Source organism: Microbacterium sp. B35-04 (assembly GCF_010634885.1).
Lineage (GTDB): Bacteria > Actinomycetota > Actinomycetes > Actinomycetales > Microbacteriaceae > Microbacterium.
Genome location: NZ_MWLP01000077.1, coordinates 1 through 15,123 on the forward strand (window position 1 = coordinate 1; position 15,123 = coordinate 15,123).

The 15,123-nt window shown below is 71.0% G+C and carries 14 protein-coding genes; 8 read left to right on the forward strand and 6 right to left on the reverse strand.

Annotated features, from left to right (window positions below; genetic code table 11):
* Nucleotides 1-295: globin domain-containing protein (locus B1729_RS15820; RefSeq protein WP_239539674.1), on the reverse strand; the 295-nt coding region annotated here is incomplete at its 3' end.
* 151 nt (nucleotides 296-446) lie between these two features.
* Here B1729_RS15820 and B1729_RS15825 point away from each other — a divergent pair.
* Both B1729_RS15825 and B1729_RS15830 read left to right on the forward strand, forming a co-directional pair.
* Nucleotides 447-887 (forward strand): helix-turn-helix domain-containing protein, encoded by a 441-nt coding sequence (locus tag B1729_RS15825; protein WP_163616243.1) that lies wholly within the window; start codon nucleotides 447-449, stop codon nucleotides 885-887.
* Between the two features lie 23 nt (nucleotides 888-910).
* The gene (locus B1729_RS15830) at nucleotides 911-1,447 is read left to right on the forward strand and encodes a hypothetical protein (protein WP_163633732.1); all 537 of its coding nucleotides are present in this window, start codon (nucleotides 911-913) and stop codon (nucleotides 1,445-1,447) included.
* Between the two features lie 33 nt (nucleotides 1,448-1,480).
* Here B1729_RS15830 and B1729_RS15835 read toward each other — a convergent pair whose 3' ends face one another.
* Both B1729_RS15835 and B1729_RS15840 read right to left on the reverse strand, forming a co-directional pair.
* Nucleotides 1,481-2,908 (reverse strand): CCA tRNA nucleotidyltransferase, encoded by a 1,428-nt coding sequence (locus B1729_RS15835; protein ID WP_163616247.1) that lies wholly within the window; start codon nucleotides 2,906-2,908, stop codon nucleotides 1,481-1,483.
* A gap of 44 nt (nucleotides 2,909-2,952) precedes the next feature.
* Nucleotides 2,953-4,533 carry a methyltransferase gene (locus B1729_RS15840; protein ID WP_163633734.1) on the reverse strand — a complete coding sequence of 527 codons (1,581 nt, stop codon included), beginning with the start codon at nucleotides 4,531-4,533 and terminating at the stop codon, nucleotides 2,953-2,955.
* Nucleotides 4,534-4,694: 161 nt separating this feature from the next.
* Between B1729_RS15840 and B1729_RS15845 the strand changes: the two genes are divergently transcribed.
* The 5 genes from B1729_RS15845 to B1729_RS15865 all read left to right on the forward strand — a co-directional run bounded on the left by B1729_RS15845 (nucleotide 4,695) and on the right by B1729_RS15865 (nucleotide 10,921).
* Nucleotides 4,695-7,082 carry a DUF6049 family protein gene (locus B1729_RS15845; protein WP_163633736.1) on the forward strand — a complete coding sequence of 796 codons (2,388 nt, stop codon included), beginning with the start codon at nucleotides 4,695-4,697 and terminating at the stop codon, nucleotides 7,080-7,082.
* Complete coding sequence (gene murJ, locus B1729_RS15850; protein ID WP_163616254.1) at nucleotides 7,079-8,683, forward strand: murein biosynthesis integral membrane protein MurJ; 1,605 nt, start codon at nucleotides 7,079-7,081, stop codon at nucleotides 8,681-8,683. The genes B1729_RS15845 and murJ overlap by 4 nt, the downstream gene beginning before the upstream one ends.
* 205 nt (nucleotides 8,684-8,888) lie before the next feature.
* A complete protein-coding gene (gene trxB, locus B1729_RS15855; protein WP_163633738.1) occupies nucleotides 8,889-9,875 on the forward strand; it encodes a thioredoxin-disulfide reductase in 987 nt (328 codons plus the stop codon).
* Nucleotides 9,872-10,288 (forward strand): thioredoxin, encoded by a 417-nt coding sequence (trxA, locus tag B1729_RS15860; protein WP_275575853.1) that lies wholly within the window; start codon nucleotides 9,872-9,874, stop codon nucleotides 10,286-10,288. The genes trxB and trxA overlap by 4 nt, the downstream gene beginning before the upstream one ends.
* A gap of 216 nt (nucleotides 10,289-10,504) precedes the next feature.
* A complete protein-coding gene (locus tag B1729_RS15865; protein WP_163633740.1) occupies nucleotides 10,505-10,921 on the forward strand; it encodes a YciI family protein in 417 nt (138 codons plus the stop codon).
* Nucleotides 10,922-10,930: 9 nt separating this feature from the next.
* Here B1729_RS15865 and B1729_RS15870 read toward each other — a convergent pair whose 3' ends face one another.
* Nucleotides 10,931-11,281, reverse strand: a complete 351-nt coding sequence (locus tag B1729_RS15870; RefSeq protein WP_204259976.1) for a tryptophan synthase subunit alpha — start codon at nucleotides 11,279-11,281, stop codon at nucleotides 10,931-10,933.
* A gap of 54 nt (nucleotides 11,282-11,335) precedes the next feature.
* Here B1729_RS15870 and B1729_RS15875 point away from each other — a divergent pair, with 54 nt between their 5' ends.
* Nucleotides 11,336-12,664: a sigma-70 family RNA polymerase sigma factor gene (locus B1729_RS15875; RefSeq protein WP_163633742.1), complete on the forward strand. Its 1,329-nt coding sequence runs from the start codon at nucleotides 11,336-11,338 to the stop codon at nucleotides 12,662-12,664.
* 184 nt (nucleotides 12,665-12,848) lie between these two features.
* Here the strand turns inward: B1729_RS15875 and B1729_RS15880 are convergent, their stop codons facing one another.
* Together B1729_RS15880 and B1729_RS15885 are read right to left on the reverse strand one after the other, a co-directional pair.
* A complete protein-coding gene (locus tag B1729_RS15880) occupies nucleotides 12,849-13,826 on the reverse strand; it encodes a ParB/RepB/Spo0J family partition protein (protein ID WP_163616264.1) in 978 nt (325 codons plus the stop codon).
* On the reverse strand, nucleotides 13,826-14,749 hold the full coding sequence (locus B1729_RS15885; protein ID WP_163633744.1) for a ParA family protein: 924 nt from the start codon (nucleotides 14,747-14,749) through the stop codon (nucleotides 13,826-13,828). The genes B1729_RS15880 and B1729_RS15885 overlap by 1 nt, the downstream gene beginning before the upstream one ends.
* Nucleotides 14,750-15,123: the final 374 nt, after the last annotated feature.

The window sequence follows — 15,123 nt, forward strand, 5'->3', positions numbered from 1 at the left end:
GCGTCGCGAGCAGCGAGGCGCCCACGGCCGGATAGTGACCGGCGATGGTGCCGAACTTGCGGTGGTCACGGCCCAGGTCCTCGATGTAGCCGACGACGTCGCCGACGCGGTCGACGTTGCTGACCATGTGGCCGAGCGCCTTGACGAGCCGATCTCGCTGGGCCGCCATCGCGACCGGGAACAGATCGCGCGTCTCGGGGTGGGCGAGGAAGAGGTGCGCATAGAAGTATCCGGGTACCGCGTCCCCGTGAGCCGCGACCTGAGCCCAGGTCCGCTTGAGCGCTACCGCATCCACCAGTGTCGTGTCCCATCCATCGGTCCGTCGATATCGGCCGACGCTAGCGCGTTCCAGATGTATCTGCAAAGCATGCAGCTGCAAGTGCAACCGGATATCATGGCGGCGAACAGCGCCCGATCTGACGGCGCGTCACGGGTCGGGGGGCCTTATGACCGTGGTGTTGACGAACGGGACAGTATTCGTCGAGGAGAGCCTGCGCGAGCAGGCCGCCGACCTGGTGCGACGCGCGCACGACCGGGGCGCACGGGAGTTCTCCCTCGCCGCCGATGACGGCGAGCCTGTGGCGGTTCCGCCCGACGTGAGCTCCTTCCTGATCCAGGTGCTCCGCGGTCTGGCCCGTGGCCACTTCGCCGTCAGCGCGCTGCCGGCGGAGCTGACCACCACCGTCGCGGCAGAGCTCGTCGGCGTCTCACGCCCCACGCTGATGAAGCTGGTGCGCAGCGGCGAGCTGCCGTCGCGGCAGGTCGGAACCCATACGCGACTGCGCACCGACGACGTGCTGGCGCTGCGCAAGAGCCGCGCGCAGGATCGACGCGCTGCCCTCGAGGCGCTGCGCGAGCTCGACGACGAATTCGGAGCGGATCGATAACCGGCGCCGGGTAGCCTGACCTGGTGCCGCAACGTGTATTCGTCGACGCCGACGTCCTCGCCGCGCGCACCCCGTACGAGTGGCTGGCGCTGCTGCGCGACGAGACCGACGCCTTCCAGCTGCACTCTTCCCCGGCCGTCGTGGCCGAGGCCGTGCGTCTGTGGCGGAGCGGGGATCCGTCCGCGCGAGCGGCGGCGGCCCCGCGGCGCCTGGCTCTTCTCACGGCCAGCCTCGACGAGGTCGTGGGCGCCGCGGAGACGGATGCCGAGCCCGGCGTCGGCGGCCGGGTCGGCGACTCCGCCGTCGAGGACGCCCTGACCACCGGCGCGCATGTGCTGCTCTCGGCGAGCGCCCGCACGCGCGAGGACGGCGACGCTCTGCCGTTCGAGATCTGCACACCCGACGAGTTCCTCTGCCTCACAGACGACACCGCACCCGCTGCCGTGCGCGACGTGACGAGGCAGCGCGCCGCCCAGCCGCTCGCGGACGCCCTCGCCGGCGCCGGGTGCCCGGCGTTCGCCGAGCGCGTGGCATCGCACCTGCGAGCGATCGCCCGCTGAGCCCCCCGGCCGCGTCCCCGAATCGGTGGTTCCTCAGGAGCGCGCGGTCCACCACTCGCGCAGGCGCTGCTCCGCGGCATCCGGCCCGATCACTCCTTCGTCGAGGCGCAGGTCGAGCAGGAAGCGGTACGCCTCGCCGACCTCGCGGCCCGGCGGGATGCCGAGCACCTGCTGGATGCGGTTGCCGTCGAGCTCGGGCCGCATGGCCTCGAGCTCTTCCTGCGCGGCGAGCTCGGTGATGCGGCGCTCGATGTCGTCGTAGGCGCGGGCGAGGCGCGTGGCCTTCTTGACGTTGCGGGTCGTCACGTCGGCGCGGGTGAGGATGTGGAGGCGGTCGAGCTCGGCATCGGCATCCCGAACGTAGCGGCGCACCGCGGAATCGGTCCACGCGCCCTCGGAGTACCCGAAGAAGCGCAGGTGCAGCTCGATCAGCCGCGTCACGGTCGCGATGGTGGCGGAGTCGAAGCGCAGCTCCTGCAGCCTCTTGCGGGCGAGGCGCGCGCCCTTGATGTCGTGGTGGTAGAACGTCACGCCGCCGCCCGGCTCGAGCCGCCGCGTCGCCGGTTTGCCGATATCGTGCAGCAGCGCCGCGAGCCGCAGCGGCACGTCGGGGGCGGCATCCGGATTGCGCTTCTTCTCGAGATCGATCGCCTGGCGCAGCACGGTGAGCGAGTGCTCGTAGACGTCCTTGTGGTGGTGGTGCTCGTCGACCTCGAGCTGCAGCGCCGGGATCTCGGGAAGGAACTCGCCGATCAGCCCGGTCTCGACGAGCAGACGGATGCCGCGCACCGGGTCGTCCGTCGCCAGCAGCTTGACGAGCTCAGCTTGGATGCGCTCGGGGCTCACGATCTCGAGGGTCTGGCGCAGCTCCGCCATCGCGGCCTCGGTGGCGGAGTCGACGGCGAAGCCGAGCTGCGACGCGAAGCGCGCGGCCCGCAGCATGCGCAGCGGGTCGTCGCCGAAGCTGACCGCCGGGTCGGCAGGAGTGCGGAGGATGCCGTGCACCAGGTCTTCGACGCCGCCGGTCGGGTCGACCAGGGTCTGCCCCGGCACCCGCAGCGCCATGGCGTTGACGGTGAAGTCGCGGCGCGCGAGGTCGCCCTCGATGGTGTCGCCGAACTCGACCGTCGGCTTGCGGGTCACGCCGTCGTAGCTGTCGGCGCGGTACGTCGTGATCTCGACCTGCTCGCCGCGGACACGGGCGCCGATGGTGCCGAACGCCCGCCCGATGTCCCACTGCGCCGAGGAGATGGGCTTCACGATCTTCAGGATGTCGTCGGGGCGGGCATCGGTCGTGAAGTCGAGGTCGTTGGTGCGGCGGCCGAGCAGCGCGTCGCGGACGGGGCCGCCCACGATCGCGAGGTCGAAGCCGGCGTCGGAGAAGGCACGCGCGAGCGTGGCGACGACGGGGGACTCGGCGAGCGCGCCGAGGCGCGCGACGCCCTCGGCCATGTTGAGCATGGGCTCCAGCCTACCGAGGGTCCAGGCTGCGCCAGCCGCGCACGTCACGCCGCGAGCCGCAGGAATCCGGTGAAAGCCAGCTCCCGGACGCGGGGAAGAAGGTCGGCGCGCAGCGCAGCGGGGTCGACTTCCAACAGCTCGGCGATCGCATCGACGAGCGCACCGATCGGCAGATCGCCGTCGCACGCGCCGACGAGCGCTGCGAGCCCGGGGTCGACGCTCAGCGCACGCCCGAACCCGCCACCCTGTCGCAGTTCGATGACGGTCGGGTCCTCGGCCCCGGGCAGGTGGTGCCGGGCTTCGGTGACGTCGTGGGCGACATGGAAGACGGATGCCGCGAGCCCCGCGTCGTCGACCCCCGCCAGGCGGTCGTGGGCGTCGAGGGCCGCCGCCAGGTGGGCGCCGATGCTGTCGCCGGCGAGGGCGGTGTGGAGCGTCTCGTACCGCGCCAAGGTGGGCGCGCCCGACACCGGACGCCGCAGCAGCAGGTAGCCGAACCCGATCTCGGTCACGCCGCGCGCGCCGAAGTCGTCGAGCCACGCGTCGACCAGCCGCGCGAAGCCGGGCCCGCCCGGCAGCGTGCCGCCGTCGCGCACCCACAGCTCGGCGTACGACAGCGGGTCGAGGCTCTCGCGCTCCACCACCCACGCGTCCAGCGGCACCGGCGACGATGCGACCCAGTCCCGCACGCGCTCCAGCCCGGGAACGCCGTCACGGGTCTCCCAGTTGCCGAGCAGCTGCGCGGTTCCGCCGGGGGCGAGATGCGCGCCGACGCCCGTGACGAACGCCGCCACGACGTCGTCGCCGACCATGCCGCCGTCGCGGTACTCGTAGGCCGGCACGTCGGCGACGCGCGGCGTGATCACGAACGGCGGGTTCGACACGATCCGGTCGAACTGCTCGCCGGTGACGGGTTCGAAGAGACTCCCGAGCCGCACCTCGATGCCGTCGATTCCGTTGAGCAGCGCGTTCAGCCGGGTGAAGCCGAGGGCGCGCGGCGAGATGTCGGTGGCCACGACGTGGTCCACCTGCGCGCGGGCGCGGAGCGCCTGGATGCCGCATCCCGCGCCGATGTCGAGCCCGTGGCGGGCGGGCGTCGGCAGCTGCAGCCCGGCGAGCGTCAGCGACGCGCCGCCGACGCCGAGAACGTGGTCCTCGGGCAGCGGCCCGCCGAGCGCGGCCTCGTCGAGGTCGCTCGCGATCCACCACTGTCCGGTTCCGGACGCATCCGTGTACGACTGCGGACGTACCACCGCGCGCGGTTGCACGCTCGTCCCCGTGGTCGCCGCGCTGTCTTCTGCGGCGCTGCCCTCGGCGGCCGCGGCGCCGGCGTCGGCGACGGTCGCCAGGCCCAGGTGCGCGAGTCCCTCCGCGCCGGCGCGGACGAGCGCTTCATCGACGGATGCCGCAGCCTGCGGCATCCCGAGCACGAGAAGCCTGCCCAGCACGGCGAGGGCGTCGCCGCGGTCGCCGAGCGCGCGCGCGGCGGGCGTTCGCAGACCGCGGGCGATGGCGTCGTCGGCAGCCGCGCCCCACGCGTCGCGCAGCGCCTCGGCGGTGAAACCGGCGTCACGGAGGTCGTCGGCGAGGTCACGGCAGAGGGCTGGATCCGGTTCGGGAAGCACGGGTCCATTCAACCGCGCCGCGCCCAAACGCGGCGCCAGGCACGTTCGCAGGCGACGCGCGCGGGGCGGCGTCGGGCGGGCTCCGAGGCGCGGACCGTAGAATCGCACTCGATCGTGCGGTCAGGCCATCGCACAGGAGCGAACCCCCCGACAGGATCATCGTGACCCCACCGCGAGCCCCGCAGCGCCCCGTGCGCCGCGCCCCGCGTTTCGTGACCGCCGCCGTCGCGGCCGTTGCGGTGCTTGCGGGGCTCCTCGTGCCCGGCGGCGCCATGGCGGCAAGCCCCCAGCCCTCACCCAGCCCGACCTCGACGATTCCCGCCGGCACCACCGTGTTCACGCTGTCGCCGCTCGCCAACGGCATCGTGCGCCCCGGCGATCCGCTGAGCGTCACCCTCTCGCTGCAGAACGGCACGGACGCCGCCACCGCCCCATTGACCGTGACGCTGTCACTCGGCCGCACCCCGCTCGCCGACCGCGACGCGCTCGGCGACTGGCTCGACCAGGCGGACGCACCGGCGGCGCTCGACCAGGTCGCCACGGAGACCTTGGGCGCGGTGGAGCCGGGTTCGGCCGAACGACAAGGCATGACGATCGCGTCAGCCGACCCGGTCCTCGCGGGTCGCGCGCCCGGGGTGTATCCGCTCGCCGCGTCGTACGAAGGCGACGGCGGTACGGTGACCGCCACGAGCGCGATGATCGTGCCTCCTGACGACGCCGCCGACGTCGGCATCGGGGTGATCGTGCCGATCACCGCGGGCGCGCTGAGCGAAGGGCTGCTCACCTCGGAGGAGCTCGCCGTGCTCACGGCGCCCGACGGCGATCTGACCACCCAGCTCGACGCCGTCGCCGACACCGGCGCGATTCTCGCGGTCGACCCTGCCGTGCCGGCCGCGATCCGGGTGCTCGGCATGTCGGCGCCCACATCGGCGCTCGATTGGCTCGCCCGCCTCGAGAGCCTCCAGAACTCGCGCTTCGCGCTGCAGTTCGGCGATGCAGACGTCACCGCGCAGCTGCAGGCCGGAGCGCCCCAGCCGCTCGCGCCGACGTCGTTCATCGCCTACATGTCGCCGTCGGACTTCACCGCCCCGACGCCCACGCCGACCACGACACCCGTACCCACCGCCTCCGGCACGCCGACACCGACGCCCACACCGACGCCGCAGCCGTCCGACTCGCTGCCGAGCACCGACACGCTCCTCGCGGTCGGCCCGGCCACACGCCCGGCGGTCTTCTGGCCGGCCGACGGCACCGCCGACGCCGACATCGTCTCGCGCCTCGGAGAGCTCGGCACCGAGGGAGCGTCTGCGGCGACGATCGTCCCGTCCTCGACAACGAAGGCCGGAGCCGCCGGCCGCTCCGTCTCAGCCCGCGGTCTCGTCGGTGACGCCGAGGTGCTCGTGTACGACAGCGACGTCTCGTCGGCCCTCGACGAGGCGTCGCGGAGCGACGAGCCCTGGCTCCGCGGTGCGCCGCTCACGACCGCCACCGCGTACCTCGCCTTCGCCGCAGCCGACGCCGACGGCCCGCTCCTCGTGACGGTCGGGCGCGGTGACGGACGCCCGGCGTTCGGACTGGCGGCGGCCATCTCGGCCGCCGTGTCCGCGCCGAACGTCACTCCCCGCGCCCTTCCCGCGATGGCTGCCGGCGAGGCGCGGGAAGTCGAGCTCGCGGGCACCGAGGCCTCTGCGGAGCGGGCGGCGGCGGCATCCGCTCTCATCGGCGGGGAAGGCGAGCTCGCCCGGTTCGCGACGATCCTCGACCAGCCGCCGCTGCTCACCGGCCCCGAGCGTGCCGAGATCCTGCAGTTGCTCGGCGTCGCGTGGATCGGCGACGACACGTGGCCCGCCACGATCGCCGAGCACCGCGCCGAGACCGTCGACGCCCTCGGCTCCGTCGCGCTGCTGCCGACCAGCCCGAGCGACCTGTACGGGTCGAACGCCGCGCTGCGGTTCTGGGTGCGCAACGACCTGCCCTACCCCGTCAACCTCGTGCTCTACACGACCCGCGACAACCTCCGCCTCGACGTTCAGGGCGAGACCCCCGTCGTCGCGACGCCGTCGAGCAACACGCGCGTCGAGGTGCCGGTGCAGGCCAGGGTCGGCCGCGGCGACGTCACCCTCAGCCTCCAGCTGCGCAGCCCCGCCTTCGTGGCGATCGGCGAGCCGGAGTCCGTCGAGATCAACGTGTACGCCGACTGGGAGACCGCCGGCCTCGCGGCCCTCGCCGTGCTCGTCGGCATCCTCCTCGCGATCGGCATCGTGCGCACCGTGCTGCGCATGCGCCGGCGGCGACGGGGGACGGATGCCGCCGGCCCGGGCTCGGGCGAAGGTCCGCGGGCGGGTGATGGCTCGGGCGAGGGTGCGGACTCGGGGTCGGGTGCGGGCTCGGACTTGGACTCGGGTTCTGCAGTCGGCGGGGCTGCGGCCGACGTTGAGGCTCCGGTGAAGGATCAGACTGCGGGCGACGAGAGTCCTGCAGACCGCGTGGTTCCAGCCGAGGGGGAAGCCGCTGCCGACCCCGCCTCGAGCGACGAGCGGCACCGATGAGCGGCATCGGGCGCGCGAGCGTTCTCATCGGCGCCGGCACGATCGTCTCCCGACTCACCGGATTCCTGCGCGCCGTCGTGCTCGTCGCGGCCGTGGGCTCGGTGGGCAGCCGCGCCGGCGACGCCTTCAGCACCGCCAACCAGCTCCCCAACAACATCTACGCCATCATCTCCACCGGTCTGCTCACGGCGGTGATCGTGCCGCAGATCGTGAAGGCGAGCTCGCACCAGGATGGCGGTCGCGCCTTCATCTCGAAGGTGTTCACGCTCGGAACCGTCGTGCTCCTGGCGACGACCCTGCTCGCGACGCTCGCCGCGCCGTGGCTGGTGCAGCTGTACGCCCCGGACTACACGCCCGAGCAGCTCGCCCTCACGACGACGTTCGCGTACTGGTGCCTGCCGCAGATCTTCTTCTACGGGCTGTACGCGCTGGTCGGTGAGGCGCTCAACGCGAGGCGTGTCTACGGCCCCTTCACCTGGGCCCCGATCGTCAACAACGTCGTGTCGATCGCCGGCTTCGTCGGCTTCATCCTGCTCTTCGGCGGACCCGTCACCGACCCCGTCGGCTGGACGCCCGACATGATCGCCCTCCTCGCCGGCACGGCGACGCTCGGCATCATCGTGCAGGCCGCGATCCTGCTGTTCTTCTGGCGGCGCACCGGACTGCACGTGCGCCCCGACTTCCGCTGGCGCGGCGTGGGCCTCAACCACATCGCGAAGCTCGCGGGGTGGACGTTCCTCATGGTCGTCGCAGGTCAGCTCGCCGGACTCGTGCAGTCCCGGGTACTCTCCCCGGCGTCCGGCGAGGGGCCTGCGGCTGCCGCCTCGGCGAACGCCTGGCTGCTCTTCATGCTCCCGTACTCGATCATCGTGCTGTCGATCGGAACCCCCTACTTCACGCAGCTGAGCGAGCACGCATCGGCAGGACGCGACGATGACGTCCGTGCCGACATCGGCCGCAGCATCCGCACGCTCGGCGTGTTCATCGTTATCGCGGCCTTCGCTCTGGCCGCAGCGGCCGTTCCGGCCTCGCGCATCTTCACCAACTCCGCATCGGAGGCTGTCGCCGCCGCGTGGGTGCTCCTCGCCTTCCTCGTCGGGCTGATACCGCTGGCCGTGCTGTTCGTGATCCAGCGGAGCTTCTACGCCTACAACGACACCCGCACTCCGTTCTTCTTCACGCTGGTGCAGTGCGCCATCGTCGTGGCGACGGCGCTCGTCGCCCAGGCTCTCCTCACGGCGGACTTCCTCGCCGCGGGCGTCGCTCTCGGCCAGTCGTTGGCGAGCATCGTGCAGGTGATCCTCGCGACGTGGCTGCTCCAACGGCGGCTGGGCAGCCTCGCCATCGGATCATGGATGCTGTCGCTCGCGCGCTTCGTCCTCGCCGCGGTTCCCGCCGCGGCGGCGGGTTGGGCCGTGTTCCTGTGGTTCGGCGGCGCAGACGGCTGGACGGCGTCGACCCCGCTGCTCGGAGCCCTGGGCGCCGCCGTCATCGGCACGGTGGCGATCGCCGTGTACGTCGGGTTCCTGGCGCTCCTGCGCGCGCCGGAGCTCTCGGTGGCGATGGGCCTCGTGCGGCGCTTCCTGCCCGGTCGCCGCTGACGGTCGCTTCTCCGTTGGGCTGGCAGGGTCGACGCCCGCTGGGACCGCCTTACGGGCCGATCGCCGCGCCCGCAAGGGGACGGGGGACGGAATGCCGCGCGGTTACCATGTGTTGAGGCATCCGTAGCCTGCGCGTCTGTCGCGACGCGCTTGGCGAGCTTCACGAGGAGCGCCGCGAGCCTCCCAGGAAAGGAATGGTGCGCACGTGCGTCAGGTCATCATCATCGGATCGGGTCCCGCGGGTTATACGGCGGCGATCTATGCCGCGCGCGCGAACCTGAACCCGCTCGTCGTGGCGAGTTCGGTCGAGGCCGGCGGCGAGCTGATGAACACCACCGAGGTCGAGAACTTCCCCGGGTTCCCCGAGGCGATCATGGGCCCCGACCTGATGGCCAAGATGCAGGAGCAGGCGGAGCGATTCGGCGCCGAGGTGCTCTACGACGACGTCGTCGAGCTCGACATCGACGGCCCGGTCAAGAAGATCACCCTCGGCAGCGGCGGCAGCCACGAGGCCGACGCAGTCATCTTCGCCACCGGTTCCGCACCGCGCAAGATCGGCATCGAGGGCGAATCCCGGCTGTCCGGTCGCGGCGTGTCGTACTGCGCGACCTGCGACGGGTTCTTCTTCCGTGAGCGCGTGATCGCCGTCGTCGGCGGCGGCGACTCGGCGATGGAGGAGGCCACGTTCCTCACCAAGTTCGCGTCGAAGGTGTACATCATCCACCGCCGCGACGAGCTGCGCGCCTCGAAGATCATGCAGGACCGCGCGTTCAAGAACGAGAAGATCGAGTTCGTCTGGAACAGCGAGGTCGTCGACATCCTCGGCGAGGACGCCGTCACCGGCATCGTGCTGCAGGACACCGTCGACGGCTCGACGCGCGAGCTGCCGCTGGACGGCGTGTTCGTCGCCATCGGCTACGACCCGCGCACGCACCTGGTGCACCACAAGCTCGACCTCACGCCCGAGGGCACGGTCTGGGTCGATGGCCGCTCCTCACGCACCTCGGTGCCCGGCGTGTTCGCCGCGGGTGACGTGATCGACCCCACCTACCGCCAGGCGGTCACCGCCGCCGGCAGCGGTACGGTCGCGGCGCTCGACCTCGAGCACTACCTCGCCGGACTCGGTGAGGCGGGCGAGCCGGATGCCGCAGGTGACCAGATCGCCGGCCTGCCAGAGGTCAGCACGGTCTGACGCCGCGGGCGTGGCTACACGCCCGGGAACAATCGCGCGACCAGCGCTGTTCAACCCAATCGACAGACTTCCATCGAAGGAGAAATCAGATGACCGCCAAGGCGACGACCTCTGCCACGTTCGAGCAGGACGTGCTCCAGGCCGAGGGTCCGGTGCTCGTGGACTTCTGGGCGGAGTGGTGCGGCCCGTGTCGCATGGTCTCGCCCGTCCTCGACCAGATCCAGTCGGAGCACCCCGACAAGATCACCATCCTGAAGCTCAACGTCGACGAGAATCCCGACCTCGCGATGAAGTACCAGATCACCTCCATCCCCGCGATGAAGGTGTTCAACAAGGGTGCGGTCGAGACGACCATCATCGGCGCGAAGCCGAAGTTCGCCCTCGAGAAGGACCTCGCCGCGTACATCGGCTGAGCGCTTCCCGTTCCTCACGAAAACCCCGCCGGCTCTGCCGGTGGGGTTTTCGCCTTCTGATCGGGATTTCTTCAAATATGCCGCTTCGGGCATCGAAGATCTTCTCGGCTGTCTTGCCGCCGGGTGTCGATCTGGGCGAGGCTTGTTCGACGCACAGAGTGAAGGGGCCACTCGGGCCCCGCATCCGGGGACCAGCCCCGACGGAAGGGAAACCTCATGCGTTACATGCTCATCATGCAGGTCGGTGCCGAGGCGGCCGCCGCGTTCGACCCCGAGACCTACGACATGGCGGAGGCCTACGCCGCCATGGGCGCCTACAACGAGGAACTGCAGAAGGCGGGGGTGTTCCTCAGTGCCGAGGGCTTGTCCGATGCCGCGGAAGGGTTCCGCGTCGACTTCGATTCCGCACCGCCGGCCGTGACGGACGGACCGTTCGCCGAAGCGCGGGAGGTGTTCACCGGTTTCTGGATCATCGAGGTCGCCTCGCGCGAGGAGGCCGAGCATTGGGCTCGCAAGTGCCCCCTCGGGCCGGGCACGGCGCTCGAGGTGCGGCGGGTGAACGACCTCAGCGACTTCGACCAGAGCGACGAGTGGCTCGCCAAGGAGCAGGAGTGGCGCGCCGCCAACGCCTGACCTCGAGGCTCAGCTCGCTTCGGCACGCACCGTCGGATCCCACCGGCGGTGCGTGTTCGCGTCGCCGAGCAGCGACCACACGGCACGTGTGAGCGGCGGATATTCGAGCGCGATCTGCCGCAGGACGCGATAGTGACGGCTCGCGCTCGGCCGCGACCCGCCGTCCTCGGCGATGTTCTCGGCGCGGAGGAGGTACACGACCAGTTCATCGACCGTCGGCAGGTCCTCCATGAATTCCCACGGGTCTTCGCCGGCTCGCAGCCGCTCGTGCACGAGCACCGAGAGTTCATCTGCGGCCTCTGCGCGCAGCAGTTCCAGGCTCGCTCTCCGTCGCAGGGTGTGCTCCTCGTTTGCCACCAGTCCAGGGTACGACGCGATTCCGACACCGCGGGTCAGCCCCTTTACGCTGAGAGCATGACCTCCGACGGGCACGCTCAGCGCGCCGTGGAGGCGGTGTGGCGCGAGGAGTCCGCGCGCATCGTCTCGGCACTCACGCGCCACACCGGAGATTTCGCGTGGGCTGAGGACTTGGCCCAGGAAGCGCTGGTCGAAGCCCTGGCGACGTGGCCGGCGGGCGGCATCCCTGACAATCCGGGCGCCTGGCTCATGTCCGTGGCGAAGCGGCGCGCCATCGACGGATGGCGGCGGCGCGAGCGGATGGCTCAGCGCGAGCCGCTGTTCATCTCGGAAGCGCTCCGCGCCGAGTCTGTGGACACCGTGCCCGATGAGGCGGATCCCGACCACATCGACGACGACGTCCTGCGTCTCGTGTTCGTCGCGTGTCACCCGGTGCTTCCCGCACAGGCTCGACTCGCCCTCACGCTGCGAACCGTCGCCGGCCTCACCACCGAGCAGATCGCGCGCGCGCTGCTCATGACCGTGCCGACGGTGCAGCAGCGGATCGTCCGCGCCAAGCGCGCGCTCGCGGCCGAAGGCGTGCCTTTCGAGGTGCCCGATCGCGCCGAGCGGCCGGCTCGGCTCGCGAGCGTCCTGCAGGTGATCTACCTGCTCTTCACCGAGGGCTACTCCGCCACGGAGGGGGAGGGGCTCGTGCGCCCCGACGTCGCACGCGAAGCGGTGCGCCTCGGCCGGCAGCTTGCCTCGCTGATGCCACGGGAAGCCGAGGTCTGGTCGCTGATAGCGCTGATGGAGTTCCAGTCGTCGCGATTCGCCGCGCGCATCGACGCCGAAGGGCTGCCGCTGACGCTCGAACAGCAGGACCGCCGCCGGTGGGATCGTTCGGCGATCGCCCGCGGCAGCGAGGCGATCGCGCGGGCAGTACCCGTGGCAGGAACCCTCGCGGGATCCGGTGCCGAGCGCCCCTCTGTCGGCCGAGGCATCGGCTACTACGGACTGCAGGCGGCTATCGCACAGTGCCATGCGGTGGCTCCCACCTTCGCCGAGACCGACTGGCAGCGGATACTCGGGCTCTACGACGCGCTCGCCGCGCTCGCTCCTTCCGCCGTGGTCCGCCTCAACCGCGCCGTCGCCCTGTCGATGGCAGAAGGCCCCGCGCAGGCGCTCGTCGAGGTGGAGTCGCTCGAGACGGAGCTGTCGGGCTTCCGACCGCTGCCCGCCGTCCGGGCCGAGCTGCTCGAACGCCTCGGAGACACGGATGCCGCGGCCGCCGCGTTCCTCGAGGCCGCCGCGCTTCCCGGCAACGACGCCGAGACGGCGCTCCTCCGGCGTCGTGCGGCGCAGGCGAAGTCTTCCGCGCCGCGGCGCACCGAGCCCCGCCGCTGACGCACGGTTACCCCGACCGGTCGGCCGGGGCGGGAGCCGTGTCAGCTCCGCGGCGGGCCGATCACGTTCAGCTGCGCGTGCGGAGCGAACTTCGCGAAGGGCGCACGGCCCACCGCAGCGGGCCGGCCGGTGTCAGCGCGGGGAGCCGGAGACGAGTGCCCGGCAGGAGGGAAGGGCCCCGGCATCACGCCGGGCCGTAGCCGGTCTCTCCCAGCTCGCCCAGGATTCGATTGAGATCCTCGATGCTTGCGAAATCGATCGCAACCTGGCCTTTCCTTGCCGTGAGTGAGATCTTCACGCGGGTGTTGAGGCGATCGCCGAGCCTCTCGGCGACCTCGTCGAGGTGAGCGCGGCGCGAGCCCGCCTGTGGTTTCGCGGCACGGGTGGGTGAGGCATCCGGAAGCTTCGCCGCAGCCTCCGCGGCACGCACCGACAGGTCCTCGTTGACGATCTTGTCGGCGAGGCGCTGCATCGCCGTGGCGTCCTCGAGAGAGAGGATCGCGCGGGCGTGGCCGGCCGTCAGCACACCCGCGGCGACGCGCTGCTGTACCGGCACCGGCAGCTTCAGCAGCCGGATCGTGTTGCTGATCTGCGGCCGCGAACGGCCGATGCGCGTCGCGAGCTCTTCCTGGGTGATGCCGAAGTCCTCGAGCAGCTGCTGGTACGCCGACGCCTCTTCGAGCGGGTTGAGCTCGGAGCGATGAAGGTTCTCGAGGAGGGCGTCGCGGAGGAGGTGCTCATCGGCGGTGTCGCGGACGACGGCCGGGATCGAGGTGAGCCCGGCTTCTCGGGCGGCGCGCGTACGGCGCTCACCCATGATGAGCTCGTACTCGCCCTTCTCGTTGGTGCGAACCACGACCGGTTGCAGCACGCCGAATTCGCGCACGCTGTGCACGAGCTCGGCGAAGTGCTCGTGGTCGAAGTTGGAGCGGGGCTGGCGCGGGTTGGGAACGATGTCGTGCGGGTCGATGTGCGCGAGCCGCGCGCCGGGAACCTCAACCAGGTTCTCCTGGACGTCGGCGGTGGCCGCTTCGACCGACGGGGCTTCATCGACCGCGACAGCGCGGGGGAAGAAGACATCGGCCGGGCGGTCGTCAGCCTGCTCGTTCGTCGGGATCAATGCGCCGATTCCGCGGCCGAGCCCTGTGCGCTTCGCAGCCATCAGACGCCCCTTTCATTCGAGGCGCTGTCGCGCCGGATCATCTCGACAGCCGCTTCGCGGTAGGCGATGGCGCCGGCCGACTGTCCATCGTAGGCGAGAACCGACTGGCCGAAGCTCGGCGCCTCAGAGACGCGCACAGACCGGGGAATGATGGTGTCGAGCACCTCCTTGGGGAAGTGCTCGCGCACCTCGTCGGCGACCTGCTGCGCAAGACGCGTGCGACCGTCATACATCGTCAGCATGATGGTCGACAGCTGCAGCCGCGGGTTGAGGTGCTTCTGGATCATGCGCACGGTGCCGAGCAGTTGGCTCAGTCCTTCGAGCGCGTAATACTCGCACTGGATGGGGATCAGCAGTTCGGTGGCAGCGGTGAAGGCGTTGATCGTGAGCAGACCGAGCGAGGGTGGGCAGTCGATCAGGATGAAGTCCAGCTGCCCTTCGTGCTTCGCGAGGTAGTCGTCCACAGCGACGCGCAGCCGGTGCTCGCGCGCGACCTGCGACACCAGCTCGATCTCGGCGCCGGCGAGGTGGATGGTGCTCGGCGCGCACAGCAGGTTGGGGGACTCCGGGCTGACCTGGATGATGTCGGCGAGGGGGAATTCGTCGATGAGTACGTCGTACACACTCGGGATGTCGGAGGTGTGCGGGACCCCGAGAGCCGTCGAGGCGTTGCCCTGCGGATCCAGATCGATCACGAGGACGCGGGCGCCCCGCTCAGCGAGGGCGGCCGCCAGGTTGACCGTCGTGGTCGTCTTCCCGACGCCGCCCTTCTGATTCGAGACCGTCAGCACGCGCGTACGGCCGGTGAGCTGAACCTCGGCTTCTTCGAGCGCCTTACGGCGCGCCGTCAGGTCTGCGAGCTCCCGGGCGATCGGCGAGTCGTCCACTTCCTGCCCGATGGTGACGCCGTGGTGCTGCGCGATGGGGGAGTCCTCTTCCTGCGTGGCGGTAGTGCTCTCGTGCGAGGCGACGACGGGAGTGACGTCGGGTGATGCGTCGGGTGATGCGTCGGGTGATGCGTCGGGTGCCGGACCAGCGTAATCGTCGGCCGCGACATCGGCGTCGCTGTCCGTCGTGCCCGCCTGCACCTCTGCCGGTGCGATGTCGGCGCTGGGCGTGAGGTCCTCGTTGGGCGTGAGGTCCTCGCTCGGCGTGAGGTCCTCGCTCGGCGTGAGGTCCTCGCTCGGCGTGCCGTCCTCGCTCGGCGTGACGTCCTCGCTCGGCGTGCCGTCCTCGCTCGGCGTGACGTCCTCGCTCGGCGTGACGTCCTCGCCCGGCGCGACGTCCTCGCTCGGCG